The sequence below is a fragment of the Sinorhizobium alkalisoli genome (genome assembly GCF_008932245.1).
Classification (GTDB): Bacteria; Pseudomonadota; Alphaproteobacteria; order Rhizobiales; family Rhizobiaceae; genus Sinorhizobium; species Sinorhizobium alkalisoli.
The window spans coordinates 3,132,385-3,157,850 of the sequence record NZ_CP034909.1 but is presented as its reverse complement, the minus strand read 5'-3'; the positions used below and the strand labels follow the sequence as shown (position 1 = coordinate 3,157,850).

Sequence of the window (25,466 nt, the reverse complement as noted above, 5' to 3'; positions counted from 1 at the left end):
TTTAAATTCCCAACAGAGCGCGAAGGCGCGCTTCCCGTTCCTTCAACAGTGCCAACACCAAGTCACCGCGCAATTTTGTGAAAGGCAGCGGCACGTTGAAACTCATGCAATCCGTCACGATTGCCTCGATTTGCGGCCATGCGAATCGAATCACATTTTCCATCGAAATGCCAGCGTTCTGATGCGCAGCCAAAAATTGAGCACAAAGCTCGAAGTGAGGACCAGGGCGATCATCGGTCAATTTCCAGCTGCAATGATGCGTGCCACGATTGACATACGCGCTGAGCCTCACTGGGTCGAGCATTGCTGGGATGTTTGCTTCCTGGATCTCGTAGCCCAAGCTAGTGCCATTATCAAACAGCGGAGCCATCTCCCATATCGCTTGCTGGTGCTCGCCCAATCGGAAAAGAAAGCCCCAGTTTTCAGGATGCCGATCGGCATTCCCAATCATGGCGTCGAATGCGATAGCGTGCGCCCACCAACTGACCGCATCTTCTCGATCCACGAACGTCCGGCTTATAACCATATTTGTCTGAAGCGCGTGCGGTCGGCCGCGCTTCACATCCTTGATAATCCGCTCCATGAAATCCACGGCATGCACTAGCCGCGCCGGTTGGGGATCTGCGGGATAGCCATAGAAGAATTCGACTAGCACCCCCGTATCGCCCGTATTTCGATCAACCGCCACAAAGCATGGCGGAACCGGGAGCCCCAGAAGGGCACCGATCCGAAATGCTACAATCTCCGACCAAATCTGATGCGCTTGCCAGTTTAGGGCTGTCTTGAAGAGATAGGCGTGGCCCGGGATTATAAAGTGCTCTTGCGCATCTAGAGGCGCGCGCAACATGCGCTTGGGCTTAGAGCCAATAGGAAACACGGGGAAGTCTTCATCCTGCTCCCACGTGTCTACGAAAATGACCTGATCAGACGTTTGCATGCGTGACTTGTTTTTTACTTACCAGTAGATCGTGGACATCGACATGAATTGCAAGATATCCGTCGGCGTCAATATGCAAACCGCCACAAATTCTTTCACGGCAAGACAACCTTTAGCTGTTGCGCATGATGTCTGCAATCGTGCCGGCGATTGCAAGAGGATCGACACCCGCAATGATTTCACCGTTGCTGGCTAAGCGGTGCTTTGCATGCTTAGCCAAGACCGCCTGCTCGATCTGTCGTGCGGCGTCTTCCGACGACGTTGCCTGTTTCAAAAACACTTCCCACTTGAGGCCGGTGACTTCTGGGGCCATTGGTCCATTGTGGGCGACAGCACGTTGCTCGGGTTCAAATGAATATCCCACCTTTATCGCGAGGACCTTTTTTCGCGCGTCTTGCAAGACCAGCGCATAAACGAACCAGACGTCATGATCGCCAAAGGTTCCGCTGAAATTGCCTTGGTGCTTGGGTGCGAGTTTGCTGTTCTTCAAGGCCACCAAACCTCGTCCAAATTCTGTCCGGGGGAGAGTGGGGGGGACTTGATGACGTTCAAGGCCCAATAGAGGAGCGGCAGTGGCCGCGTCCAATTCGACGATTTTCGACTGTGCTTGCAGGTGGTGGTTGGGTGTGAGGGGGCCGACTAACGTGGAAAACATGCTATCGGGCGATGTAACCTGCCAGACCGCTATCGGATGCAGCGCATAGGGAAAGCGGATCACACCATCAAACTCAGGACGAGCGTGATTGCGCGGCAGTTCGTAATCCTGCGTATTAACTTCGAGGTCGGAGACCTGGAAGACCCCGAGCACTTTGCCCCTGTGTTCAGGCCCCGTTGGCTCTCCGCGTGTGCCTATCGTAAAGACGAAATCCCCCTCAGAAAGCACCTTCTTGGCATGTGACCGAGCGGCCTTAGTGGCAAACGTCAGGGGCCAAGCAGGATTTCCGGGTGGACCCCAAACATAGGTGAAGAAGACTTTGGACACCGCTTTACCTCTACCTTCGATGGTCTCTCTCAATTTAACAAATTACTTCTACGTCTATCGCATTTTAGCCCACCCTTGATTTACGGTTGGCGAAGCTACCACAGAAGCCATTTCGGTTAAGTAAAGGCGATGCAGCCGGGCACGAAGCTGCTTCTAGATCAGACCCGACTCTAGTCCAATCTGGAGGAAAACTACCCATGGCAGGCGGGCAACTCTTCCTTGACCTATCGAGCGTAAAAACTAAGGCGCAGAAGAAGTCGGCAGTGAAATTAATTTCACACTCGCCCAGGCTCAACGGGCAGGCTTTGATTCGACGAATCCGCCGCACATCTTAATCAGTGCGGCAGGCATCGTTCCTCGCCTCCACGACATCAGTCTTCTGGATGGCGGATATTTGCCGCAGAAATCGTCTCGATCCCGATACCGAGGAAGCCAATCGATTTGGCCAGTTGGCTGAACCGCTGCATGGAGATCGTCCGATTTATCATTATCGCTGGCGGTGCTTACACGGCGCATGCGGGCGCGATTTCGGCAACTACCGCTGTTCTGCTCCAACCCGTGCGCATCGCTTTTTGCGCGGCGGAACGCGCAAGCGGACCCCCAGTGGGCAAGGTCGCGGGCTTTCGAGTAAATGTGCGCAAGTCGCTAATTTCACCTTCAAAGTCGCGACGAATGGCAGTGTAAATCCAAGCTAGTATACCCCACCGGGTCGGGGAACCGCAGTGTGCTCGAGAAAGCGACGAATCCGGTCTGATAAGTCGGCGGCTGAAACTTCACACTCCCAGATAATCAAAACGTGCCACCCTTCAGCTGCTAGCGCTTCGACGTGTTGTTTATCCCGTTCCTCGTTTCGGGCGAGCTTAGGGCTCCAATAGTCGGTTCTGGACTTGGGTAGAACCGCGTCTTTGCAAGCGGGATCAGGATGGTGGTGCCAGAAGCAGCCATGCACAAATATGACCGCCCTTCTGCTCGGGAAAACGAGATCAGGCTTTCCCGGCAGGTCTCGCCGATGAAGGCGGTACCTGTAACCCATTGCATGGACCATTCGCCTGACAATCATTTCAGGCTTGGTGTTCTTAGAAGCGATGCGCGCCATGTTGGCGCTACGCCTCTCCGGCGTTAGCTTGTCTACCAAGATTTGCCCCTGCGTCGGGGGACCGTCTCTCCTGCGACGCAACTCTGCCCGTCGGACGTCGGCAACTCACGCTGAGAGTCTAGCCGCGTTAGGCGCAACGCTCGCCACCTCTTCGTCGACGGGCTCTCCGAAGCCCTCAAACGCACCGGCTGGCGTGCTTGCGTCCACGAGGATGGCTTTTGCCATAGTTGCCACAGAGTAGGCAAGCAAGGGCGGAACAGCGTTGCCTATTTGCTTCAGCATCTGCCACTCGCTGCTCTTGAACACAAATCCGTCGTGAAACGACTGCAGTCGAGCCGCTTCCCGCACCGTGATCCACCGATCGAGCTTTGGATGGACCCACTCCGAGAGGTCACGATGCATCTGTGCAAGAATAGTGTAGCTAGGCAGATCGGGATGCAATCGACGCCATTTTTCAGGACGCGCGCCGTTCCAAATCTCCTTCGGCAGCGAGTCGGCCTTCTCTCCCGGCTTGAGGTATGTGATCAGACGCGCGCGCTTCTCCAGCATTTCCTTGGTATGGTGATTATGAAGCTGCGCTTCGCCGCGGCCAATCGCCCGCTTGCGTTTCGTAGACTTGGCGTAACATCCTTCCGAGTAGTCGAGTCGCATCATTCGCAGGAATGGGTGCGCGCGCTCTACTGGTGGGTATGGGAGCGTGCCTCCAGATGGAACGACCTGGTTCGGGAGATCGCCTATGGCGTCCCAGACGGTCGTTTGTTCTTCCACCTTTTGAGCGTCGAGAAGCTTGAGTGCGAAATCGGTTATCTCTCCGCCGCAGTTCAGATCGTCCCGCGTGCCAAAGAAAAACACTCGCTCACGCGTTTGAGGTACGCCGAAGTCAGCCGCGCTGACCTTTACAAACGTTGTATTCCCATAACCCAAGCCTCGAAAATGCGTGATTATCGCATCTCGGAAATGGCCCTTTTTCATTAATAGGATGTTGGGGACGTTCTCCAAGAGAAACATCCTCGGCCGAAGCTGATCAACTACGCGAGCGAACTGAGTATATAGTTGGTTCCGGTCGTCGAAGAGATTGCGAGGCCCAATCTGGCTGAATCCTTGGCAGGGCGGGCCACCGAACACCAGATCGACGTCCTCTCCGCACATCTTCAGATGCTTGTCGAAGTTCTCTCCAGACAGGAAATCATGAACATCGCCTTCAAAAAGAGGCGTCTTCGGAAAGTTCGCGCGGTACGTCTCACACGCGAATCGATCAAACTCAACCGCCACCTTCACTTCGAATCCGGCAAGCTCAACACCCTCGCAAAACCCGCCGCACCCCGAAAAGAGGCTTACTGCCGTTGGTTTTTTCGTCATAGTGTCCCCAAAAGTGACCGGCGCATTGAAGGGACTCATGAGTCCACTTCCAGCGACATTAGAGGTGGTCACTCAAGCTGGCAACAGTCCCTATGGCCTGAGTCCTGAGGGGACGGTGGGAAAGGGGCTTTCCCCTGTGGACTAACTCGATGTGACTCATAGTCCGTGGAGATCGCCAGCCATCGGTCGTACGCAGGAGCCTCATACGACTCAGGGGCACTATGGACCTGTCGAAGTACTACGGCGCTGCCGTTCGTCAGCACCGACTACTCGTGCGCCTATCGCAGGAGGAATTGGCGGAGCGTGCCGGGCTGGACAGAACATATGTCAGTGGAATCGAGCGCGGCCGCAGGAACCCGTCACTCCGCAATCTCCAGAATATCTCTGAGGCACTAGGGGTCGATCTCGACGTTATGTTCGCAACCGCGCGACAGATAGCCCTCAGCCAACCGGGGAAAAACTAGGTGCCATTTACGTTCCCCAGCGCCCCTCACAGCGATAGTCAAGCGGTCGTGTGCCTTAATTGCAATGCCGCGGGCAAAGGGTGCCTCGTCGACACGAGAGGCGGCCGGATACGCGGGCGCAACACCCAATTCCAGATAACTCAGCGGCGGGTTATGGATTGTGCGCTGGATACTTTTGTTCCCGGCACCGACAACGACCCCGATCCAACTCGTCCCTTTGCTGAATACCGCAGACAAGCATACCAAAATGTCGACGCGGCTGGCCACGTGATCTGGCCAGGGGCATTCGAACTGACCGAAGCTCAAAAGGCAAAGGTCGACGGTGATATCTATGAAACGATGGAAGCGGCCGCACTATGGAACGCTGCTGCCGCCTGGAATTCATTCATGGACACCGGAGTTTGGTCGAGCGCCGTGTTTAGTCAGCCCAAGGACGCCGTCCCCAGCCCCGCGCGGAAAATAGCTATCGTAAAAATGGCTCGGGGGGCCGACACGACCCTCATATTGAACGAAAAGGCGCGCGCGGAATACAAAGCGTTCGAAGTGGCGCTTCAGAAGCGCGGGATGGAACTGAAGCTCAGCACGCCGGACATTCTGGGCCTTAGAATGCCCGACCCCATCCCCGAGGGGTTCAAGCCCTTTCTGACGCCCCTGCCTAATCTAAGCTATACGAGCCAGGACATCTTGGACACAGCCTGGCAAGGAATTCAGGGTACACTCGAAGGCCGCCATTTCCTATTCGCAATCGCCGTGAAAACGAGCACCCGAAGCGACAGACTGTACCAAGCCCTTTTCGAGGCCAACGTGCTAAAGTACATCTTGGGCTACGTGCTTCGCGGGCCAGCAATTAAATTTCACGCCCATCTTGAGACATTCGCCAACGCCGATGTTGTCGGACGCTACAAGGCCGCATCGATGACCTCGCTTTTGGCAGGAGGGACCCCTACGAAGGCTATTGACGAGACATATCTAGCGCTTTCCCCGCGAGACACGGCGCAGCACATCTTGAATCAGCTGCCCGAATTCCCGCTTTAGTGCCAGTTGCTGAGGTGAAGGGTCGATATGGCGAAGGGGGTCCACGTCGACTATCGCAGACGTTAAGTGCCAACATTCTCCAACTGATGCAGGAGAACCCTCCAGTGTTCAACCCTGCCATGCAGAGAGCAACAGAATTCGCGGCATATGGTATGTGGGTACAAACGGCTTACTCAGCTATCTTTTCAGAGGTCTGCTATGAGTGAAGTCCCCAAACAGCGGATGTCCAAGACAACAAGAATGGCATCAACAGATTAGATGCCGTCGAAACCCGAGCGACTTCCTGGTTTGACGCGCTCCATTATTTCCGAACACGTGAACGGCCCGCAGGCGCCGAGGCGCTATTTCTCGAGATTCTGAATACGGCGGCACATCAGGCAGAACCCTTGCACTCCAGTTCCGGTAGCTCGTCTTCCAGGAAAACGCACGTGGATATGCCAGCTCGGAGGCGCCCGTCGGGCCGCATACTTGCATGGACGACCCGAATTCGCGCTCCCTTGCCGCGGGCCGTCAGATCACCATGCACTGACCTTCTCAGCGCCAGCGACTGTGGACCGCCGGCACCGTGCCTGCCCTCAAGCTGAAGCGTGACGGCGTAGAGATCTCCGTCGACGCCGGGATCTATGGACACAAGCGTCCCGCGCGCAGCCGGTTCTCGCAGCTGAGGCCAAGAGGCAGATGCACACCTGGACCAGAATGCCGGACAGATTGCCTGGTATTGACATTGTCCGCACGCGATTTCACTTGGGCTCGCGAGCTCGCTGCTGTCGAAACCACGCTCCAGCGCCTCGTTCATTGCCTGGAGGCCGGCGACCGCAGCATCTGCCTCTGCGTCGCAATTCATTCTATTTACGCTCTCCTCGAGAACCTGGCCGGATGCGGACACAATTCGCGCGACCACCGGCCATCTCGCTGTCTCACCCACGAGCACTGCGTAGAGCCTGAGCTGCCGCCAATATCCATCGACGACGCTTGCCGCCTCCGGCCATCCCGGATCGGGCAGTGCTGATTTGTACTCCGTCACGGACTGATGGTCGAAATGATCCGGCCTTCCGGCGAGCCGTCCATTGCGTGCAGTCAAGAGCTTCTCGGTCCCGTCCATCGATGAGGCCGGCCTCGCCGGCTGCGCAGCCGTCCTGGGCAATGGCCCGCTTCGCACGGCCGATGCTATAGCGCGCTGGCGCACGAGATAGTATCCCGGCCAGCGCTCAGGTGTCCCGAACCGCCGGTTCAGCCGATGAGTAGATGCGGCCTCCAGCACCTGACCGATCGCACTATCCCAAAGAACTTCCGCTGCGGCCTCGTCTGAGGGGTGCGCCGCCATTAGACGATGAAACGCTGTGCCGAGCCATGCACGGGGGCTGTCGAGCACCCAGTCATCGGCTTCCCTCGAGGTGCTCAGGATCGCCCTCAGCATGCACAGCCGCATCTGAGACCAAAGGGTCGGGCTCGTCCGAGCCGCAGGTCGTATCGGAATCTTCGGGCTTCCTGCCATCTACGCGGGCCGCCGCAGAGCTTCGAACACCGAAATGAAACTCCACGATGGATCGATCCGGATTCCATGGTTGCGTTCGGCATCGTCCCAAGCGGCAGCAATTTCGGGACCCGCCCCCGATCGGTCAGTCAGCCAAAGAGGGTGGGTCACTATCATCGCTTCCGAGCCGTTGCTCAGACCCGGAAGCCCAGCAAAGGTCGCACGCGTGAAGCCGGGCCGGGCTGCTGCCAGTGTCGATGCAGCAAGATCTGCCACTCGCGCCCAGATCGGCGATGAAAGCGATATCGCGCTGTTTGCGTCCAGCGCGAGGTTCGCCATATCGATCGCGAGCCGCCAGTCGAGAAGATTATGATACGCGAGATTGCTGTAGCTGCGCAGGCAGTCTGGACACGATGTGTCGCAGGCATCCGCGTGCGAGGTATCGACAAGCCTGTCGTGGAACTGCCGGTGCGAGTTCTGAACGATCATCTGCAGCAATTGCTCGCTGACTGCTGGCTGTCCCAGATGCGTCGCGTAGCCCGCGCCATTTTCGAGCGTGTCGCATAGGAACACCTGACCGACCACCGAGCCGAGCGCAGGATCTTCCTGACTTCTAATCCCCGCCTTCAGCTCATAGTCCTGAATGTCGAGATAGACGGCCGCCGCCCGTCTTAGCATGAAAGCTAGAGAATAGAGCGCTGCCCGGCCCGCTGGAGTTCGAGGATCTGCCGCACGGCCGGGCCCATAGTCCCGGACGCCCAGCAGCATCATGTCGGTTTCGCTGATGGCCGCGAGCGCACATGTAACAACCGGCGCTGTCGGTGCCAGCGGCCTTCCCGGCGGTCTTCCAACTGAAGCTGCATGCTTTTCATCCGCCGAGTTCGCAGCAGCGACGTCTACCATCGCTCCTCCGGCCCACGGTTCAGCCGAGAGGTGAAATAGGCGCCCGGCGTTGTCATTAATCACGTGCAGCCGCCCCTGACCGGCGCCGATATCGAAGTTCCTATGGGCGCCGATGGGAAATGGCGGGCGACCCACCTTCGGCCGCGCTGCGCGCGGGACGAAATCAAAGACGCCGTCGTAGTCGCGCGCCTTGGTGAAGTAGCTCACGAACCCCTTGGGCTGCCGCAGGTCCATCGCCTGATAGTCACGGTCACCGGTTCCCGCGGGCGCCCCACAGACGGGACAGGCGGGACTGTTGGGAGCCGCCGTCTCGACATGCTGGCAGTTGCCGCACAGGCCGACCATAACCGCCGGGCCGAGCGGATTCGGGTCAGGCGCTGCGAACGGCCCTTGCCGGATGTAGTGCGCGACACCGATCGCGGTGTGGATCGTTCGCTCCTTCACTGTCTCCGCGCCTGGCGCGAACATGCTCACCGCCAACTCGAGGTCGCGATCGACCGTCTGGCGCGGCGGCCAGTTCCGCGGCTGCCTGTGGTAGAGCAGCCGTGCGCGCGTCGGGAAGCCAAACATGGGCAGAATTCCCTTGTTCGCGAGGCGCTCGCTCAGACCATCCTGGACAAGGCTCTGGTCTTGAGCCGCATGCGTCACTTCCCGGACCAGATCGTTCATGATCCAGTTCACCGCATCAGCGCGGTTCGACGACGCGGCGCGCAGTCGCGTCTCGACCAGCAGCGCGTCGCAGATGTGCTCGACGAGCGTCTGGTTTCGCCCGATCCATTGAGCGACCACACCTGCAACATCGCCCGGTGCGAATCCCACCGGAAGATTATCGGGCGGGAGGTTCCAGGCTGTTGCCATGCCAAACTCGCCATGCACGCTGTCACCGGCGGTTCCCGCAAATAGCCCCAAGTCCGAGAAAGCTCTTCGCAGCACCTCCTTCGCAAGGACCCGTCGCAGAATCTGGAGTCGGTTGGTGTCGACGTATGGCGGAGGGGGCGGATCAGCAGTGATCCGCTCGGGCCGCTGAAAGTAATAGTCATCGTGGCTTCGTCCCCGGCAGAGGGTCAGCGCGAGCGAAAGGGCGGCCCCTCGACGGCCGGCGCGGCCCACGCGCTGCTGATAGTTAAAGCGCATGGGCGGCATGTTTGCCATCATCACAGCAAGCAGGGAGCCGATGTCGACACCGGCTTCCATCGTCGTGGTGACGCTCAGCAGATCGATGTTTTCAGTGAGAGCGACCTCGTCCCCAACCGTGATGTTCTGAAACAGCCGCTGGCGGTCCCGCGCAACGACCTTGTCGGTCTGACCAGTCATCTCGGCGCAATTCAGTCGGAAGATCGGACCGGCATTCAGCGCAAGCCAGCGGTAGTAATCTGTGTCCCGGCCGGCATCGTCCACGCCAATGACTAGCGGCGCCGTAAGTGGCGTGAGACACCCGCTGCAGATGCCGCCACTACGGTGGAGATGGACTCGCGAACAGCGACCGCACTCGTAGTAGCGCTCGCCAGGGTCCGCCACGAACAGACCCCGAAACAGAACAATGCCCTGGCTGAAGACGCCGGCCCGTGTCAGCAGCGCAGTGACATCGCGCTCGAAGTCCGCTGGAGCAATCGCGTTCGCGTTGGCCACTGCTTCGAGATAATCGCGAGCGTATTTGGGGAGCTGGTTGTCGTCCCCTGTCGCGCGATGCGTATCGATCCGCCGCCGCTTGCCCAGCATGCGAATGCAGCTGTCCGCCGCTTCTTGATATACGGCGCTCCGCGCGGGGAAGCTGAGCCGGTCCGTCGTCACGCATCCGAGCCTCAGCGATTCAAGATCCCGCCGGCCGCCTGAGAACAGCGATTCAGCGACAGCTTCGCGCGCGGCGGTCTGAATCCGGGTGCGATGATCGGCCTCTTCCGCGCTTAGCGCCGCCCGGTAGCTGGGCGGGACCAGCGCCCAGTCGAAGAGATGCTGCCATTGTCCCTGGTTCTCACTCAGGTCCGTCCACATTACGCTGCGGTCGACACCGCCTGGATTCATCCCTGTCGTCAGCAGCCTTCGAGCCGCATCCTCTTCGAGGTCGGTTGCTCTCGAAAGGCCCAATCTCGCGTGGCCGAGTGTACGGTCGGCGAGTTGCCGCATCGTAAGCCCGCCAACTGCCGACGGCATTCCCGCCAGAGCGGGGTTCTGAGCGGCCATGATCGCCATGGCCTCGCTCTGCCGGCCCGTAGCGAACATGCCCGCAAGTGCGGCATCCTCTGCGCTCAGCGCCACGCCGTGGACCTGCTGCTCGAAGGCCAGCGCCGCCCTCGTACTGTCATCCATTCCGCTGACCAGAGCCTGGCGCAGCGCGTCAAGCCAGTGGGACTTTGCAACGCCAACCGCGAGCTTGGCCGCGTCCTGCCGGCTGTCCGAAAACAGAACGAGCTTCCGCCGAGGATCTTCGACGGGGTGGCCCGCCTCGACCTCCGGAGGCGCAATCTCCCGCAAAAGCGAGTCCGAGAGCACCTGGGCTACCTTCTGAAAGCCGGTGCGCTGGGTACGTATTGGGGCGGAGCTCGCCATGCGGCTCCAGTCGGCTTCGCAATGGGGGCACACCGATGGACGCTCGCTGCGGATGCTCGGCGCCTGCGCTCTCGGCGGCACGGGGTTCTGGTGAAGGTCGGCAACGTGGTACAGCCACCCAGTGGCATCTGCAGCGCGCCGCGCAACCTCGATCTCACCGGTCCTATGGTCGTAGCGCGCCATCCGCCAGTCGCGCCGCACGCGTTCCTGACTCCATGTAGAGCGCTGTGGCTGGCGGAGGGTTCCGTCCGCTAGCCGCGCAGGCCAATAGACAGCGAAGTTATCGTAGCTCCGGTCGTTTGCCGAATGGTCAGGCGCCTTCTCAATATTTGGGTCGTCTGGCACAAGTGACCAGCTGTTCTGACTGAGCACGCGCCTGTAGCCGCCGAGGAAAATGTCGCCACACGGCTCGCAGTACAGCATCTCGAGTACGCGCGAGCCACAGTCGCACGTTGTTGTCGGCCGGTCGAACAGGCGGCCAACCCGTATGTCGGGTTCCGACCAGTGCGAGCCCGAACACGCTGGATTCGTGCATGCCCACACGCCCTGCACATTTCGGAAAAAGAGGTGGACCCGAGTGGGCAGCAGCGGCGTCCCTCCATCCGCCTGCGCGGCCGACATGGACATAATCAATGCAGTTGCCGCCTCGCGGGCATGTGGCTCAGGTTCGTCCGGAAAGAGGGACCCGGCGAGTGCCTCTATAGTCTGGGGGACGACCGTCGGACTCTGGTCTGATCCGTCATTACAAGCAGCCCGTATCGCCTCGGGCGCGCCAATGGCAGAAAGTACGGCCCCAAGCCGCTCCGGAAGCGGAAGCGCGCTATCCGGAACCTCGACTGCCGCCGCAGCCGCGAATGCCCCGATGGCAGCTTCGAGGTTCGCATCCGAACCTGATATCGCAGCGAACCCAAGGTCGGAGACAGGCTGCGCTAATCCAGCAAGGCGCCCAGTCGAACCAGCCGGCAGCGGTTCGGCGCCGCCACGTATCAGCGTGAAGGGACGGGACCGGCCAAAGAACTGGTGGAGATAGTCCTGGGCGCGGCCATCGTCGTCGCCAAGCGAAGCACTCGACGCTAGGATGCGCAACTGCGGATGGTCTGGGTGCAGTCCGAGACGGTCGTAAAGAACACGGAGGATGTATCCGACCTCGGTACCAGGCGTTCCTCGGTAGGCGTGCAGTTCGTCAACCACCAGATGGAAAATGTTGGCTGGATCGGCGAGCCAGTTTCTCGTGGCAGCGAAGATCTGGGCCTCGATGTCCCGCATCAGCATGATGTTTAGCATGCTGTAGTTGGTGATGAGGATGTCTGGTGGCGCATCTTGCATGTCCCAGCGGCTCCACATTTCGCCGCCGTCAAACCTCGGGAAGAAGCGCTGCGCGTCGGTCCCCGCCACCCGCGTGGCAAGCGAGCTGAGCCGTCGCAGCTCAGTTCTCAGTTCGGCTTCCGCTCCGTCACGAAGAGGGTTGCCCGCTATCGGTGTCCAACCCGTGTAGCGGCCGAACCAAAATCTGTTCCCTGGCCGGCGCCTGTTCAGCCAGCCGCGCACCCGGTCGCTGTCCATCGCCTGGCGAAGCCGCGACATCTGATCCTCGGCGAGGGCATTTAGCGGATAGAGAACGAGTGCCCGGATGGCGGCTGGCCGGCGTCCTGCCTCGTGCGCCCGCTGAGAAATCCGTGGATGATTCACGCGATTTGCGGATCCCGGCGGCGGAGACATCGACCACCAGTCGTTCCGGGGAGCTGCCGGAATTGAAGTCCAGCCGAGCGATTCACGGACAAGCGCCGCAAGGACAGGCAGGTAGATCGACTCCGTCTTTCCCGAGCCCGTGCCAGTGAGGATGACCGTGTCCGACTGGTCTACCACGCTTGCGCGCAGCATCGCCTCCTGGTGGCGGTACAGCTCGATAGGCCGGGCTCCCCGCGTCAAGAACAGCCCCTCCTCAGCCACGTCGGCGAGGTCGGTTACCATCTGCGCCGACCATCCGCTCGCGCCGGCGAGAACAGCCGCCGCCGCCGCTTGGATGTCATGTCCGCTCAGGACATATCCCGGCTGAGGCTCAATCAAGGGCTCGCGATAGAGGACGCCATCACGGTCGAGCAGCCGGCGGCGGGCCTGGACGAGGTCTTCAAAGCGCAGGTCGAACGGACTGTCGAAGTACCTGAGATAGCCGCTCTTCAGACTGTTGAACGTATCGATTGGATTGCTCATTGCAGCCTCAGTCCCGTAAGCGCGAGGATAAGTCTCAGATGTTCTGGCTGGACGCCCGCAAAGCTAATCTGCATCGCTTCCCGGTCGAAACTCGGGAGATATCCGCTGCATAGCACGAGTCCACGCGCCATTACTGTCGGTGGATAGAGTTGGGCGGGAAGCGATAGCACGCCGCCCTCGCGCGACCAACGGGCCGCCTTGCACTTGGCCGCCGTGGCAAGCCGCCCGGCGCGATCGTCGATCAGCGATGCCGATCCAGGTCCGCTCTTGAGTAGGCTGACCCAATCCCAGTCGCGCTTGATACGGAAGAAGCCCTTGGCGGCGGCGGTTGCCTCCGAAAGCGTGGATGCCACCCAACGCATGCGTGACTTCGAAAACCGGCGGACCGAATCGACCTTTCCTTCCACCATCGGAAACGGTGTGCGCGGCCACTCCCGAATCGACGGGGAGCATGCAAGCAAGTGCAACCCCGCCTCCGTCTGAAATGGCAGCCCAGCTGACTCGGCCAGGTGAACGAGGGCGTCGCGGGACGGAGCTGTGACCGTGATTACGGCCGGAGCGGCGCTCTGCTGGAAGACGCTAATCTGGCCGCCGGACGCATCGCTGGCCCTGCCGAGGCTCTCAAGAAGCGCCGGCGTCCGAGCGCCGCAAAGTACCGCGGATGAGCCCACCTCGCGGGGCAATCCTGCCAGCACCGGGGGCGCAACCCGCCAGCCACCGGCCACAGTTATTTCCGCATGACCAAGCGTAACGAGGTCGTCGAGAACGCGGCGCGGCGAGCCGCCAGTCAGATCGGCTCCGAGATCGGCGATCTTGCCCGACCGCCGGAATGACATCCATTTGAGAGCCGCGTCCGTCATGCCCCTGCCTTCCGGTAGCGCCGTGCCCGCGCTCTCGCCCTGCGCCAGGCTTCCTGGGCCGCCGGACTGTCAGTGCTAAGCGGCAGCCTTCGAGAAGCCGCGCTCCGGACCGCAGCCACCCAAGACTGGTCGATCAATTGGGAGAACTCCTTTCCGGCAGGTGGAACAAGCCAGTCGACACGCCCCTGAGTGCGGCGGGGTCCCGACGATGAAATCAGGAAGGCGGGTGGCTCGCGAAGGAGCCCAACCGCAACAGGCGCATCAGGCCTCGGGCGAAGCATCGCCATGCCGCGCCGGAGACCAAGCGCAATCACGCTTGACATTGCTTCGGCGGCCACGACGTGCTCGCCGGAAGGACCCGCAACGCTGGCGCCGCATATTTGCGCGCGCGCCCAAGGCGCATCGTGCGACGTTGGAAAACGGTCGGCATGTGCATTCCATAATTCCCAGCCGCCTTCCGCCCAAGGGTCGCCCACAATGCGGTAGGTCAGGGATGGCCCGGGGATCACGTCGACGAGGTGGTCTCCCGGCTCATCCCACCCTGCAGCCCGCCAGCACCCTTCATCGTCCGCTTCGGCAGGAATCCCGTCGATAGTAACACGGGCTCCAGCTGGAAAGGGCTCGATCTCGATTTTCGGAGGACTGCCCTGGGCGAAGGAGCCGGCGCGGATCTGAAGGCCGCCTGACAGGCGGATTACTCCTCCAATGCCCGGATCAAGACCAGTAAGGCCGGTATCGAGCATGGAAGAGGCCGCGTGGGTTGGGCGATAGCTGGATAGCACCACCCAACCCTCGGGCACGCCCGTCCAGCGATCATGCGTAACTAGTTCAGCTGAGCCGCACGCGGCCGCCGCTGACCGGACTGCGTCCGCATCTTCCTGGCGGCAGACAATTGCGTTAGACGAGGCCAGTGCTGCGAAGCTGACCGAAATCAGCCCCGGCTCATCCGCCTGCTCCCTGAAGATGTGAACGCGCCGGCTACTCCGGAGCCATTGGTATCCCTCCTTGCAGCCAAGCCTGACTTCTCCTGAGAGCAGGTCCGGAGTCCATTCGAGGTCCACATCATCATAACGGTCTTCGCTGTACGCTCCCAGCTCCGTTCCGGCCCCGAAGAGAAGCGTGATCCGGTCCGGATAGCCGGCTGGTCGCGCCATCACCGCAGAGAGACCGACGGTACGGCGGACCGGATGAAGGATCAGACGCAGCTTCGCCTCTGCGGGCGTGCGCAGCGCCTCAGCCACGGCGGCTAGCCCCACTTGGGAGGCGGCTCCGGATTGCACCTGCGGCACTCTCCGCTGCCCGCGCCTGTCGCGATGCTGAGCGGGCCTGGAGGGGCGCGGCCTTGCTGCCGGTGCAGTCTCGGCGCCCGGCGCTTCCGCCGGCGCCGACAGGTCGGGCTGGACAATAGCATTCGCGGCCAGCTTGGACGTGAGCGCCTCGGCGAGGGTCCCCGGAACGGCCGCAGTTGCTCCCGGCGGCTGCCCACATTCGCCGTTCGCGTCTGTGAGCGCTCCAGCGAATGGTGGATCGCGATCGCCCGGCAAATTGGCGCCATCGGCGTCTTGCATGTGTCCTTCGCTTTGGGCAGGTGCCACCAGCCCAGCTGTGCTCGCCTTCAGAGCGCCCGGCGAAGCCGCGGCGTAAGGTGCCGCCGTTTCATGCAAAGTCTGCAGATCGTGGCCCGCCGCGGCTGCTTGAACGGCGAGATCGTCCTCCGTCGCAAGCAGCGCCTCCGCATGGTGACTGTCATCACGCATCGCCTCCTCCGCATTTCCGGGCGGATCATCCGGGATTTCGATGGGGTCAGGCACGGCGTGCACGGCTGCAATTAGCGCGTTGGCGCAGACATCACTCCCCGAAGGGAAGCACCTGGACGCTGTAGCTTGGGTACGTCCCGGGTCAGCAGCTTCACCTGTCGGCGCCTCCTCCTCCGCATTCGCAAGACCTTGATCATCTAGGAATTCGGCTGGATCGGGCGTCCCCGGCATTTCCGCACCGGGCGCGCACGCAGCTATCTCGTCATCCGATGACCCCGTCGCTGGAGTTTGGGTAGACTCTGGGCCTGCTATGTGATCTGTCGGTGCAGCCAGCTGCGGCCGGATTTCAAGCTGCACATCGCGAGTATGGCCGACCGCGGCAGGCTGCACCCACCGCCGGCTGCGCCGGAAAAGGAGCCACAAACCGAGCGCTGCCCCGCCCAAGCTCCCCGAAACGAACAGGAAAAGAAGCGCCCCCGACATGCGAAGCTATTACCCGCTCGCAATAGTGGCACGCGCCAGAAGGCCTTCTGCCGCTCTTGCGACTGCGAACCCCCGCGGCCGCGACACCGCATTGGCGACCTGGTTGAACTGCTGCCATTCGCTTCCGTGGAAGACAAAGCGATCGTGAACCGACCGCAGGCGGGCCGCTTCGCGCACATTGGTCCACCGGTCGATCCACTCGGAGAGATCACGGTGCATCTGCGGCAACATGGCATAGGATGGCTTGTCCGGACTCTCCAGCCGGCCATCCGTGCACCCTCGCAGAATCCGCCGACTCCGCTGGAGGCTAACGAGTTCTCGGTAGCGCCTTGCTTTCTGTATGTATCTCACTCCACCCCGATTCGGCTAAGAAGCTTGCGCCGCTGCTTAATGCTCTGGCGCTGCCTTGTCCCCTCTCAGCAGAAATACCCCTTTTGGCGTAATCGCAAGCGATGGTACAGTTCCGCGTATAAAACCTCAAGTGGCCGAGGGAACGCTCAGCCAACGCCCACTGAGATTGGCTCGCGGCCCTTATGCGGGAACACGGGATCGCACGCCTGCGGAATTCCGACCGGCCGGCATTACCGCCGCGTCTGTTTCCCGCACCTAGAGCATTTGGCGGCGGTTTCATCCATAGTTGGAGCATGTCGCTGGGTCGATGTCGCGGTTCTTGAGTATGAGAACGAATATTTACGGTTGGGCATCCGCCTGCCGAACACTTATCGAGTCAGCCGGTGACTCAGCCCACAGTTTGGGATTTGAGCCGCTTATAGGAGAGCCGCCGTACAGTCTCCTCGAAGGTTTCATGCTCATCTCGATAGGTCGCGTGGCGGGCGGCAATCAGCTTCGCCAAAAGTTCGGCGAACTGGCGCAACTTGACGATGGCCGTCGAGGGGTCGTCACGGAAGTAGCGTTCCGAAGGGCGCAGGCGCGCCTTTGACGAAGATTAACTGACCCGCCTCGTTATCTTCCCGCTGAATTTTCCCGAATTTTTCGGCCGTTGGAGCGGCTTTGTTTTTTTACCGGTTCGGCTCCGTGACGAAATTTGCAGCCGACAACGAAAGGCTTGGCCGATCGTAGAGAGGCATCCCTCTCGGGTGTGTTGGTGGATTGGAACTCAGTCGAAGTGCTGCTGGGCGGTTCATTGTGCCCGATTGGGCCTGCTTTGCCGCATGTTGGATAGGATGTTCGGCGGGAGAAAAGCGAGGCCGGACCAATCGAGATGATCAAAGCAACATGCCAGCTGCGTTGTTGACGAAGAGCTCTCCATCGCGAACGTAACGTAGCAGCATCGCATCGCTGGCATGACCGGTCTGCTGCCTGATCTTCCATGTAGATACCCCTGCCATCGCGGCACTGGTTGCGAAGCCGGCGCGTAGACTATGACCAGAATATCCCGTTGGATCTATCCCTGCTGCGATGAGGCGCTCTTTAACGATTAGTGATACGGCTTCACCTGACAAGCGCTGGCCCCAGCTATGTCCGTGCCTGTTCACGGGCCGAAACAGAGGACCGGTCCTGATTCCTGATTGATCGAGCCATTTATCGAGAGCGTGCACGGGGCACCACCGGCTTCTCCCAAACGGGATCGCGACCTTCCGACCAACTGCAGTCTGATCCGTTTTCGACTTACGCAACGCAAGCACGACCCCTTGCTTGACATGGTCGACGTCTTGGACGTTGAGGCCGACCAGTTCTGACCGCCGGAAACCACCTGCGAACCCGACCAGGAGTAACGCCCGATCTCGCGCACCTTTGAGGTCGTCAGGCGTCCGTTCCAAAAGCAGGAAGAGGTCATCGCGCAGAAGTGGCTTGGCCTCGGCGCGCGCCGTGCCGTGCCGCCGTTTGATCCCCCGTATCGTTGCCTTCACCAGCTCGGAATCGGTAGGGCTACGAAGCCCCTTGGCCGCATGAGCCTTTGAAAGGGTTGCGAGCCGCCGCATCAGTGTCGCAACCGTCAAAGTGTCGGCATGCTCAGCCAAATACCTCGCAACAGTAATGTCGCCGGCGGGTACACTTCCGCCCCACGCTTCGAAATGGGAGAGATCGGCGGCATAGGCCCGACGAGTGTTGTCGGAAAGGCTGCTTGCAATATAGGCTGCCACCCCGTCCGGGAGATGTGTGAAATTAATTTCACTCTCTGCGTTCCGGCCAGCATCTCCCGGAGAAGACTCGAAAGCCGATTCAGATGCCCCATTTGTAAGTCTTGATAAGAGGGGATTATCGGAGGTTAGAAGCTTAGAGGACATGAGCACGCACCTCGTTCAGCAGGGACAAATCATCGCGCAGCATTCCGCCTATTTCCGTCGCATCGGGACAATATGGCCCCTGACTCTCGATTTCTGCTAGGCGGCGCAACTCATCCGCCAGGGGCCAACGAAGGCGCCGGGCCAGCAGACCGCTTTCGACACTGAAGAGGGTGTAGCCGAGGAAATTGACCTGTTGTTGCTGTGGCACATGCGTTCGCACCCAACGCGCGGCGGGGCATTCAGTTGCCAGGAAACGCCTAAGCGCCGTTCGGCCTTCGCGGGAAAACATGTCGATGGCCCAGCTTGGTAGCGGGCCGCACATCATCCACGACGGGAAGTCGTCGTCGCCAGTTGCCCTTAGGTCGCATGGTTTCACCGACCAAAGCAGTGGGAGTAGTGGGCAGTGGAGCTCGCCAACTTTGTGAAACGCTTCCCGCGCCACTTCGACGACGGTGTGGGGAAGATCCGTCTCACAGAGGAAATCGAAGACTGCAGTCGGGGCTCCGCGTCTGCTTCGCAGATGTTCGGACCGGCAGCGCTCCGTCCCGATCGCGAACCAAAGTGCTAGGGCCCGCTCTCCAATCGCAACATTGCTAAGGGCCACCGACATGAGTTCGTTGATCGGGCGGAAAGTGAGGTCGAGTCTCTCCCGTTCATAGGACGGGTGGCGCTCCGCCACCATGACGAGGTCATCGGCGGCGCGGCACTTGGTAGAGGCGACCAGACGTGACACGAGGAAACTGGCAATTGCCCATTCGCCGCCAATTGCCGCACGAGATGTTTTGCTGGCTGCCGCTGTGACAAGCGCCACCGTCTCGAAATCGGCGATACCAACGTCTTCAAAGGCGATGACAATGCAGCGCCGCCAGAAATGGTCTGGATATTTCTGCAATAGCGTTGCTGTCGCCCGGAGCGCAAAGTCGGAACGGCCGCGCCTTATGGCCTTTTGCAGCAGACTCATGGCCAGCCATGGTGAGACGGGGAGCACTTCGGGTTGGGGGGGAATGTAAGATTGGATTGCTGATGCCAGCTCATTTCGCAGACTGGTCAAGATATCGGAGCCGTTCATTGTCTTCCTCCTTGAACTTTCCAAGGGGAGGACAAATCCAATCGGTCCCACTATTATCGTAACACTATAACGTGTAGATGGAAGAAGTATTACGCCTTTACAGGGTATTTCGAGCTTGGCACGGATACTTCACACGAGGAACAGATGCCGCTGCGTTGTCTTGATTCCGATGAAAGCATCCAGGCCTTTAAGCTGGCTGACGAACATTGGAGCGCCTTGCGTGCTGAAAACAAGAAGCGTCGCCATCTGCGGTTACCCTGCTGCGACGCTCTAGTGATCCTGAAAACCTCTCCGCTTGGACTAAGATTCTTTGCTCACGGATCAAAAGGAAATTGCACGACTAAGCCAGAGACAGAGGAGCACCTTCTTCTAAAGTCATTGGTAGCGGAAGCAGTGAGCAAGGCAGGTTGGAGCTGTGCGACTGAGGTCGCAGGATTTGCTCCATCCGGTAACGCGTGGACGGCAGATGTGCTCGCCGAAAAGGGGAAACACAGGATTGCTTTCGAGATCCAGTGGTCAAGCCAAACCGCTGAAGAAACGCTGTATCGGCAGGAGCGGTATCGCGAGTCGGGCATTCGTTGCCTCTGGCTATTTCGGAGGACCGGGTTCCCTATCTCGGAAGCGCTGCCCGCGGTTTGCATTGGCGGAGATAAGATGAGCGGGTTCGATATTCGCATTCCGTTGTATACGCGCGTACCGCCGCGCGAATTCAACAACCCGGCGCGATGGGCGCAGATAGTTCCCCTTGGGAAGTTTTTCGAGGCTTTGTTTGAAAGGCGGTTCCGCTACGGAGCACCCGACGGCGTCACCGCTGAAGCGACCGTGCATTCTGGCGTTCTTGAGTGCTGGAAGCAGCAGTGTCGGGCTCGGACCCGCATCGTCACATTCATCGATGTCGCCGTCGGCCCTCATGAAGTCCAGTTCGACCTTCGAAGTCTTGGAAGGTATCCGGAACTCTTGCGGCAGGTGTTGAAACGTATACCGCCCACTAGACAGTTAGGCGCGATCAAACCACGGTACAGCGGCACGATGGGCGAAAAATATATGAGCAATGGCTGTTATCGTTGCGACGCACTGGTAGGTGCACATTTCGAGCATGACGCTTGGTATTCAGAGAATCAAATACTCGCACGCTTCCCGATAACGATCTCTGGCGCCTGGCGGGAGGCAATCGAAGCGGAATACGGAGATTTCGGCTGGGGGATTCATTGATGCTCGACCGGGCTGAATGTCTCCGCCGGGCGACAGGTTGGCACCAAACAGCTTTGTCATGATCGCGGTACACCCGGCCAATTCCCCTGTGGAATCAAAGGTGATGCGCTCTTCGAATTCCATAACTCACTGAAAATGCACTTTCATTCTTGCAGTTGAACCCCTACCGCCTCCAAGAGCAGACTGTCGCTGTTGTTGTCTCCGCAAGACTGGAGCGACACTTGTAGCTGGGGTAGCCAAATTTGGCCGCCGGAGTGATGAGCCTCGTCTGGGTGCTCGCTCATCGACACTGTTTCTCCCGCTTGCCCAACATCATTCGACGCCAAAACGCGAAGGTCTTTTTCCGCCCCGGCTAGTTCGCGCAACAGGACTCTGAGTCCTGCCATAGTATTCACGCCAAATACTCAGTCACTAATGAACAAATAGAGAGACATCAGCAGGCTTCACTCACTGCTTACGGGGATACACCGGGTGACCCAGAATGGTACCACACGGAAAAATCAGGCTTGCAGCGACGTTATACCATTCCGTACTGTTCCGTGGCGTTCACCAGCGTTCTGGAAAATTGCTATGCCGCAAGATGTACTACAGTTTCGATCTCGTGAGGCAGCCCGCTATCTCGGCATTTCGGCCTCGACCCTGGCAAAGATGCGGATGCGGGGCGATGGGCCAGCCTTCATCAAGGCGGGAAGCCGCATCGTGCTTTACGCAAAGGCAGACATCGACGCCTGGCTGACAACTCGCCGTCGCAGCTCAACGTCGGCGAAAGACCCGAACTGAAGGCCGTCGAAGTTCGACTGCGCCTGTGAAGTTAATTTCACACTCTAAGGACGTCACATCATGACAAGTGCTGCAATCCCCGCAATTGAAACTATCTGCGAACGGGCCTCCCGGGCGATTATGCATCGAATTGCCGTGAATAAAAAAGCAGACGAGCTGAACAGCGACACGGTCATCGGCGATGATGGGATCGCACAGTTGCATGCGGCAGTTAGGAGCTACCGCAAGCAGCTGCGCGCGCTTCACAATGCCGTACAATCTGGAAAGCCGCGACAGGTCAGCGAAGCTAAAAAGAGGATATTCGACAGTTTTGCGGCAAAGCTCATCGCTACTGTCCGCGCCACCCAGGATAACAAGATACACTTGTCATATGCCCAGCTTGAAAAGCGGGCGAACAACCTCTCCCTCCACCAAGTATTTCATGAGACATTGACCATCTTCCCCGATCCGAAATGCGGCAAGCCGGGCGAGTGGAGGCCACTTGGTCGGCCAGGCCAGTACCGCCGGGCACAGCAATTGATTCTATGCGATGTTTTGCTGGTCATGATTGGTGACAGCCCGTGTGACAGCACCGTGGCTGACGCGGGGGGAGAAATTGGTCTCTTCGAAACTCTAAACAGCGCGATAGCTGAAGGCTTCGTCTATTGGACGAGCCTCGACCTTCGCAACTTCTTTCCGTCCCTGAAACCGGGTCATCTGGCGGGTTTTCCATTGTCCCAATGGATCATGGAAAATATCGTGTTCTTACCGCCAGAGACCCCGATCAAATTCATCGACACGACATACGGTCTAGAATTGACTGAAGAGACCGTGTTGAAAGGCGATGCAAATGATCTACCGAAGACCTATCCATATAGCATGGATGATATCAGGTCGAAGCTCAAAATGGTCCGGCAGGGTTTAATCCAGGGCGACGTCTGCGCTCCGCAAATAGCGCGCACGTTTCTGGGACGGGAACTCCAGCGTGTGCTGGGGAAACGGGATGCAGCATTCGGCAGTCATATTGACGACATGCTACTAGGTGCGTGCACCCAGCCCGAGGCAAAGACGTCACTAAAGGCCCTGATCCAACACTTGAAATGCCATCCTGCCGGACCTCTTGAGCTGCATGAACATGAAATTAGACATATCAACGACGACATTTGCTACCTGGGCTACCGCATCAGCTTAGACAAGAATGGCGCCATGCGTGTTCGACCTGCGATGAAACGCTTCGACCGCTTCCGTCACAGGCTCGGGGATAAATTCGAGAATAGCGACGCCTTCACAAAACAAGAGCTGCTCGATACCGGTTTGGAGTATGCTCGGCAGTGGTTCCGGAGCCAACGGGCATGGACGAAGGCAGAGATTGGCATCGGCAGCTCGAAATGCGAAGGACCCAGCTGGGATCACGTGGTTTCCGAGGTAGAGCTAGCGGTTAACCGGTTTATTTACGATGAGTACTTCAAGGGTATTGGCAACTGGCACGACGGCGACATCGATTTTGAAATGTTGAAGCTGGCCGGATGCGTTGACGACCTTCAGTAGACGTCGAAACGCATTGGAACGATCCTCAAGATCCCGTCGCCCCCACCCCGGCCCGAGCACCCGTCGCCCATCCCAGGTAGAGTGGGGGTGTGTGCTCTGGTCGGACGCAAACCAGCCGATCAGGCTCGGCGTCTACGCCAAATAAGGACACGAACTCCGCAAAGTCGGCGAACCAGCTTCTCTTCACTGAAAAAGAGTGAACGAACATCGCGGCCATGTCCGTCTTGAAACGCTTGGCTTCGATTATGGCAGATACTGTGCGATGCAGGAGCTGATAGCGAATGGTATGAGGGAGAGGTTGCCTCAATCCCAATAAATCGCAGATGAAATTAAGCCTTTCACGCTTCCCCGTTGATGCATTGATAAGCCACTCACCCAGTGGCTTGTCGAAACTCTCATCGACCTTCCCTTCAACCATCGCAGCTAAGGTTTGGTCTCCAACGCGTATCAAGGCGAACAGATCGTTTTGACTGTGGCCGCGGTGAGAACCTGGAAGTGGGACCTTATGCTCGGGGAGCGCGAGCAGCAGCTCAGAAGGCGAGCCAAAGGAGGACAAGAGCTGTCCAATTTCATTCGGGAGGCCTTTTGCCGCTTCCCAAGATTCGGCCAATGACACGGCTGAGTATCCTAGGCGCCAGTGTTTCTCGGGATCGGCCAGCAAGCATCTCCAGTCACCTGAACCTCTGCTAGGAACGTATATACCTGCCACATGCCCCTCCATGCGGTGCGCGCCGCGTCCTTGTCCGAAATACCGTAACTGAGACGGCCCCATGCAACCGGGATCCGTCAATGTAAGCCGTAGGACACCTTATCGATATTTTTCTTTAGAATTTGCAGAGTTGGACCACTACCGTACTGGCTATGTACATCCTTGTTCGCATGGCCCATCAGGGCTTTCGCGACATATTCTTGCACCTCAGCCGATTGAAGCGCGTCTTTAAAATTGTGCCGAAATGAGTGGAACGCCGTTTTGTCGGTGTGGAAGCCGATTGCTTTAGAGTATCGCCCCCACCATTTGCTGAAAACCTGAGAATGATAGCCGTCGGTGCCTACACCAAGCTCGTCGAAAATCCTGTTTCCGGCGGGTTTGTTTTTTGTGAGATCAAGAAGACCCAATTCCACCAGGACCTTGTGCACCGGGACGCGGCGTACGCTTGACGCCGTCTTGACTTGCTTGCCCTCGCCCTTCGACACATCGAAATAGGCTATATCACCTTCTTGCTTTATATCGGTTACAAGCAGTTGGATAATCTCTCCCATCCGCATCCCGGAGTAGAGCGCTACCAGCGGGACCCAGTATTTGCCATCCCGGATCATCGACGGCCCTGGTTCGTGACGCTTTTCCGAGTGACCGACGAATAGAGGCGAAGCAAAGATGGCCTTCAGTTGCTCCTTCGAATACGGAAGGCGACCATCGATCGCATTCGCCTTTGTCGCTCCCGCAATTTTTATCCCTTCACCGGGAATTTTTTCGATATAGCCTTCATCCTTCGCGAAGATTAAGAGCTGCCGAAACATCGTAAAATACTTGTCCTGCGTTTTTAGCGCTAGGCAGGCACCGCCGCCGTTTCCTTTGATTGCATCCTGCACGCTGATGCCCTTGCCAGCGGCCGATTTCATATAATTCGGGGGTACCTGCGAAATGGCGTCTCGGACCGCCTTCACGTCTTCAATGCCAAGCTTTGCTATCGGCTTGTCTTTCCCGATAATGCCCTCGGCCAAAGATAGAACACGCTGCGCATCTGCGGCCGTCTTCTTGACCCAGTCGTATTTGGATTTCTGACTATGAAATAGCGCTGCGACGGAGGCCAAAGTGTCTACCTTTGTCGGCGTATTTTCCTCCCCTGGCGGCGGAGGCATTTCCTCGACAAGAATTCCCGCAAACAACGGATCCTTCGGCGAAGTCTCGTCGAATTGGCCGGCCAATTTCGCGGCAAGGATGCGGGCATTTTCGCGGTCTGCGCGTAATAAGCCCTCGCAGAGCCTTTGGAAGAGCTCCGATGCCGGCGACCACAGTCCCGACGCGTTAGCCTTTAGCAACGCGACCGCATCGTCTTGAACCGACGCGTAGGAATGTGAGGCTGCTAAGTCGCCGAGTTGATCAATTCGCGACTTGAGGTATGCGATCTCGCCTTCTCGATCATAGGTCGGATCACGAGGCAAAAGATAAGCAAGCTCGTTGGACCCGCGTAGCGCCTGTCGAAAGTAATCCTGAATGATCTTCTGTACGTCTTCCGGTGCCAGATCTGGCATATGAGGCAGCCTCAGCAGGAACGCATCCAGGTCAACACTAACTCGACGTCCAATCAAATGCGCGGTCGTCGGATCGACGGTGCGCAAAGAGAATTTGATCTCACGCAAACCTATACGACCCGTCAAGTGGCGCGGTACCGCCATTCGAAAATAGAAGGTTTGATTGCGCCTGACGACGCGAGGTGGGCTCCGCCGCATTCGACCCTCCATTCTGGCCCAGTATTCTGTACCAAGGAGGAAGGCGTACTGCCGTCTGATCGAAAAAGTA

The 25,466-nt window shown here is 58.9% G+C and carries 18 protein-coding genes; 5 read left to right on the top strand and 13 right to left on the bottom strand.

Features of this window, described 5'->3' with window-relative positions:
• Position 1: 1 nt before the first annotated feature.
• From EKH55_RS15185 to EKH55_RS15170, 4 genes are all read right to left on the bottom strand, one after another.
• Entirely contained in the window at positions 2-937 is a 936-nt protein-coding gene (locus tag EKH55_RS15185; RefSeq protein ID WP_151611742.1) for a HipA domain-containing protein, read from the bottom strand.
• Between the two features lie 112 nt (positions 938-1,049).
• Positions 1,050-1,952, bottom strand: a complete 903-nt coding sequence (locus EKH55_RS15180) for a hypothetical protein (RefSeq protein ID WP_151611741.1) — start codon at positions 1,950-1,952, stop codon at positions 1,050-1,052.
• A gap of 658 nt (positions 1,953-2,610) precedes the next feature.
• Positions 2,611-3,015, bottom strand: a complete 405-nt coding sequence (locus EKH55_RS15175) for a very short patch repair endonuclease (RefSeq protein WP_246231805.1) — start codon at positions 3,013-3,015, stop codon at positions 2,611-2,613.
• A gap of 105 nt (positions 3,016-3,120) precedes the next feature.
• Entirely contained in the window at positions 3,121-4,413 is a 1,293-nt protein-coding gene (locus tag EKH55_RS15170; RefSeq protein ID WP_246231737.1) for a DNA cytosine methyltransferase, read from the bottom strand.
• A gap of 182 nt (positions 4,414-4,595) precedes the next feature.
• On the opposite strand from EKH55_RS15170, the gene EKH55_RS15165 reads away from it, so the two are divergent.
• On the top strand, positions 4,596-4,838 hold the full coding sequence (locus tag EKH55_RS15165; RefSeq protein WP_151611739.1) for a helix-turn-helix domain-containing protein: 243 nt from the start codon (positions 4,596-4,598) through the stop codon (positions 4,836-4,838).
• A gap of 153 nt (positions 4,839-4,991) precedes the next feature.
• On the top strand, positions 4,992-5,873 hold the full coding sequence (locus EKH55_RS15160; protein ID WP_151611738.1) for a Cfr10I/Bse634I family restriction endonuclease: 882 nt from the start codon (positions 4,992-4,994) through the stop codon (positions 5,871-5,873).
• Positions 5,874-6,246: 373 nt separating this feature from the next.
• Here the strand turns inward: EKH55_RS15160 and EKH55_RS30275 are convergent, their stop codons facing one another.
• The 7 genes from EKH55_RS30275 to EKH55_RS15125 form a co-directional block, all read right to left on the bottom strand.
• Positions 6,247-7,290, bottom strand: a complete 1,044-nt coding sequence (locus EKH55_RS30275; RefSeq protein WP_192803722.1) for a PD-(D/E)XK nuclease family protein — start codon at positions 7,288-7,290, stop codon at positions 6,247-6,249.
• Between the two features lie 78 nt (positions 7,291-7,368).
• Complete coding sequence (locus EKH55_RS15150; RefSeq protein WP_151611736.1) at positions 7,369-13,008, bottom strand: DEAD/DEAH box helicase; 5,640 nt, start codon at positions 13,006-13,008, stop codon at positions 7,369-7,371.
• Complete coding sequence (locus tag EKH55_RS15145) at positions 13,005-13,868, bottom strand: hypothetical protein (protein ID WP_151611735.1); 864 nt, start codon at positions 13,866-13,868, stop codon at positions 13,005-13,007. The genes EKH55_RS15150 and EKH55_RS15145 overlap by 4 nt, the downstream gene beginning before the upstream one ends.
• Entirely contained in the window at positions 13,865-15,625 is a 1,761-nt protein-coding gene (locus tag EKH55_RS15140) for a hypothetical protein (protein ID WP_151611734.1), read from the bottom strand. Before EKH55_RS15140 ends, EKH55_RS15145 begins: the two co-directional genes overlap by 4 nt.
• 492 nt (positions 15,626-16,117) lie before the next feature.
• Entirely contained in the window at positions 16,118-16,327 is a 210-nt protein-coding gene (locus tag EKH55_RS15135; RefSeq protein WP_210249903.1) for a DNA cytosine methyltransferase, read from the bottom strand.
• Positions 16,328-17,334: 1,007 nt separating this feature from the next.
• On the bottom strand, positions 17,335-18,213 hold the full coding sequence (locus tag EKH55_RS15130; protein ID WP_246231735.1) for a site-specific integrase: 879 nt from the start codon (positions 18,211-18,213) through the stop codon (positions 17,335-17,337).
• Positions 18,214-18,346: 133 nt separating this feature from the next.
• Entirely contained in the window at positions 18,347-19,426 is a 1,080-nt protein-coding gene (locus EKH55_RS15125) for a hypothetical protein (protein ID WP_151611731.1), read from the bottom strand.
• A 144-nt stretch (positions 19,427-19,570) separates the two neighbouring features.
• Between EKH55_RS15125 and EKH55_RS15120 the strand changes: the two genes are divergently transcribed.
• The 3 genes from EKH55_RS15120 to EKH55_RS15110 all read left to right on the top strand — a co-directional run bounded on the left by EKH55_RS15120 (position 19,571) and on the right by EKH55_RS15110 (position 22,945).
• Positions 19,571-20,638 carry a competence protein CoiA gene (locus EKH55_RS15120; RefSeq protein WP_151611730.1) on the top strand — a complete coding sequence of 356 codons (1,068 nt, stop codon included), beginning with the start codon at positions 19,571-19,573 and terminating at the stop codon, positions 20,636-20,638.
• A gap of 570 nt (positions 20,639-21,208) precedes the next feature.
• On the top strand, positions 21,209-21,418 hold the full coding sequence (locus EKH55_RS15115; RefSeq protein WP_151611729.1) for a helix-turn-helix transcriptional regulator: 210 nt from the start codon (positions 21,209-21,211) through the stop codon (positions 21,416-21,418).
• Between the two features lie 60 nt (positions 21,419-21,478).
• Entirely contained in the window at positions 21,479-22,945 is a 1,467-nt protein-coding gene (locus EKH55_RS15110) for an RNA-dependent RNA polymerase family protein (protein WP_151611728.1), read from the top strand.
• Between the two features lie 25 nt (positions 22,946-22,970).
• On the opposite strand, the gene EKH55_RS15105 is transcribed toward EKH55_RS15110, so the two are convergent.
• Together EKH55_RS15105 and EKH55_RS15100 are read right to left on the bottom strand one after the other, a co-directional pair.
• On the bottom strand, positions 22,971-23,666 hold the full coding sequence (locus EKH55_RS15105) for a DUF6946 family protein (RefSeq protein WP_427915832.1): 696 nt from the start codon (positions 23,664-23,666) through the stop codon (positions 22,971-22,973).
• A gap of 65 nt (positions 23,667-23,731) precedes the next feature.
• The gene (locus tag EKH55_RS15100) at positions 23,732-25,342 is read right to left on the bottom strand and encodes a tyrosine-type recombinase/integrase (RefSeq protein ID WP_345790223.1); all 1,611 of its coding nucleotides are present in this window, start codon (positions 25,340-25,342) and stop codon (positions 23,732-23,734) included.
• Positions 25,343-25,466 lie beyond the last annotated feature (124 nt).

Coding starts and splice junctions, on each gene's coding strand:
- EKH55_RS15185 (WP_151611742.1), bottom strand. CDS start 937: ATGCAAACGTCTGATCAGGTCATTTTCGTAGACACGTGGGAGCAGGAT.
- EKH55_RS15175 (WP_246231805.1), bottom strand. CDS start 3,015: ATGGCGCGCATCGCTTCTAAGAACACCAAGCCTGAAATGATTGTCAGG.
- EKH55_RS15170 (WP_246231737.1), bottom strand. CDS start 4,413: ATGAGTCCCTTCAATGCGCCGGTCACTTTTGGGGACACTATGACGAAA.
- EKH55_RS15165 (WP_151611739.1), top strand. CDS start 4,596: ATGGACCTGTCGAAGTACTACGGCGCTGCCGTTCGTCAGCACCGACTA.
- EKH55_RS15160 (WP_151611738.1), top strand. CDS start 4,992: ATGGATTGTGCGCTGGATACTTTTGTTCCCGGCACCGACAACGACCCC.
- EKH55_RS30275 (WP_192803722.1), bottom strand. CDS start 7,290: ATGCTGAGGGCGATCCTGAGCACCTCGAGGGAAGCCGATGACTGGGTG.
- EKH55_RS15150 (WP_151611736.1), bottom strand. CDS start 13,008: ATGAGCAATCCAATCGATACGTTCAACAGTCTGAAGAGCGGCTATCTC.
- EKH55_RS15145 (WP_151611735.1), bottom strand. CDS start 13,868: ATGACGGACGCGGCTCTCAAATGGATGTCATTCCGGCGGTCGGGCAAG.
- EKH55_RS15140 (WP_151611734.1), bottom strand. CDS start 15,625: ATGCGTGATGACAGTCACCATGCGGAGGCGCTGCTTGCGACGGAGGAC.
- EKH55_RS15135 (WP_210249903.1), bottom strand. CDS start 16,327: ATGCACCGTGATCTCTCCGAGTGGATCGACCGGTGGACCAATGTGCGC.
- EKH55_RS15125 (WP_151611731.1), bottom strand. CDS start 19,426: ATGAACGGCTCCGATATCTTGACCAGTCTGCGAAATGAGCTGGCATCA.
- EKH55_RS15120 (WP_151611730.1), top strand. CDS start 19,571: ATGCCGCTGCGTTGTCTTGATTCCGATGAAAGCATCCAGGCCTTTAAG.
- EKH55_RS15115 (WP_151611729.1), top strand. CDS start 21,209: ATGCCGCAAGATGTACTACAGTTTCGATCTCGTGAGGCAGCCCGCTAT.
- EKH55_RS15110 (WP_151611728.1), top strand. CDS start 21,479: ATGACAAGTGCTGCAATCCCCGCAATTGAAACTATCTGCGAACGGGCC.
- EKH55_RS15105 (WP_427915832.1), bottom strand. CDS start 23,666: ATGGAGGGGCATGTGGCAGGTATATACGTTCCTAGCAGAGGTTCAGGT.
- EKH55_RS15100 (WP_345790223.1), bottom strand. CDS start 25,342: ATGGCGGTACCGCGCCACTTGACGGGTCGTATAGGTTTGCGTGAGATC.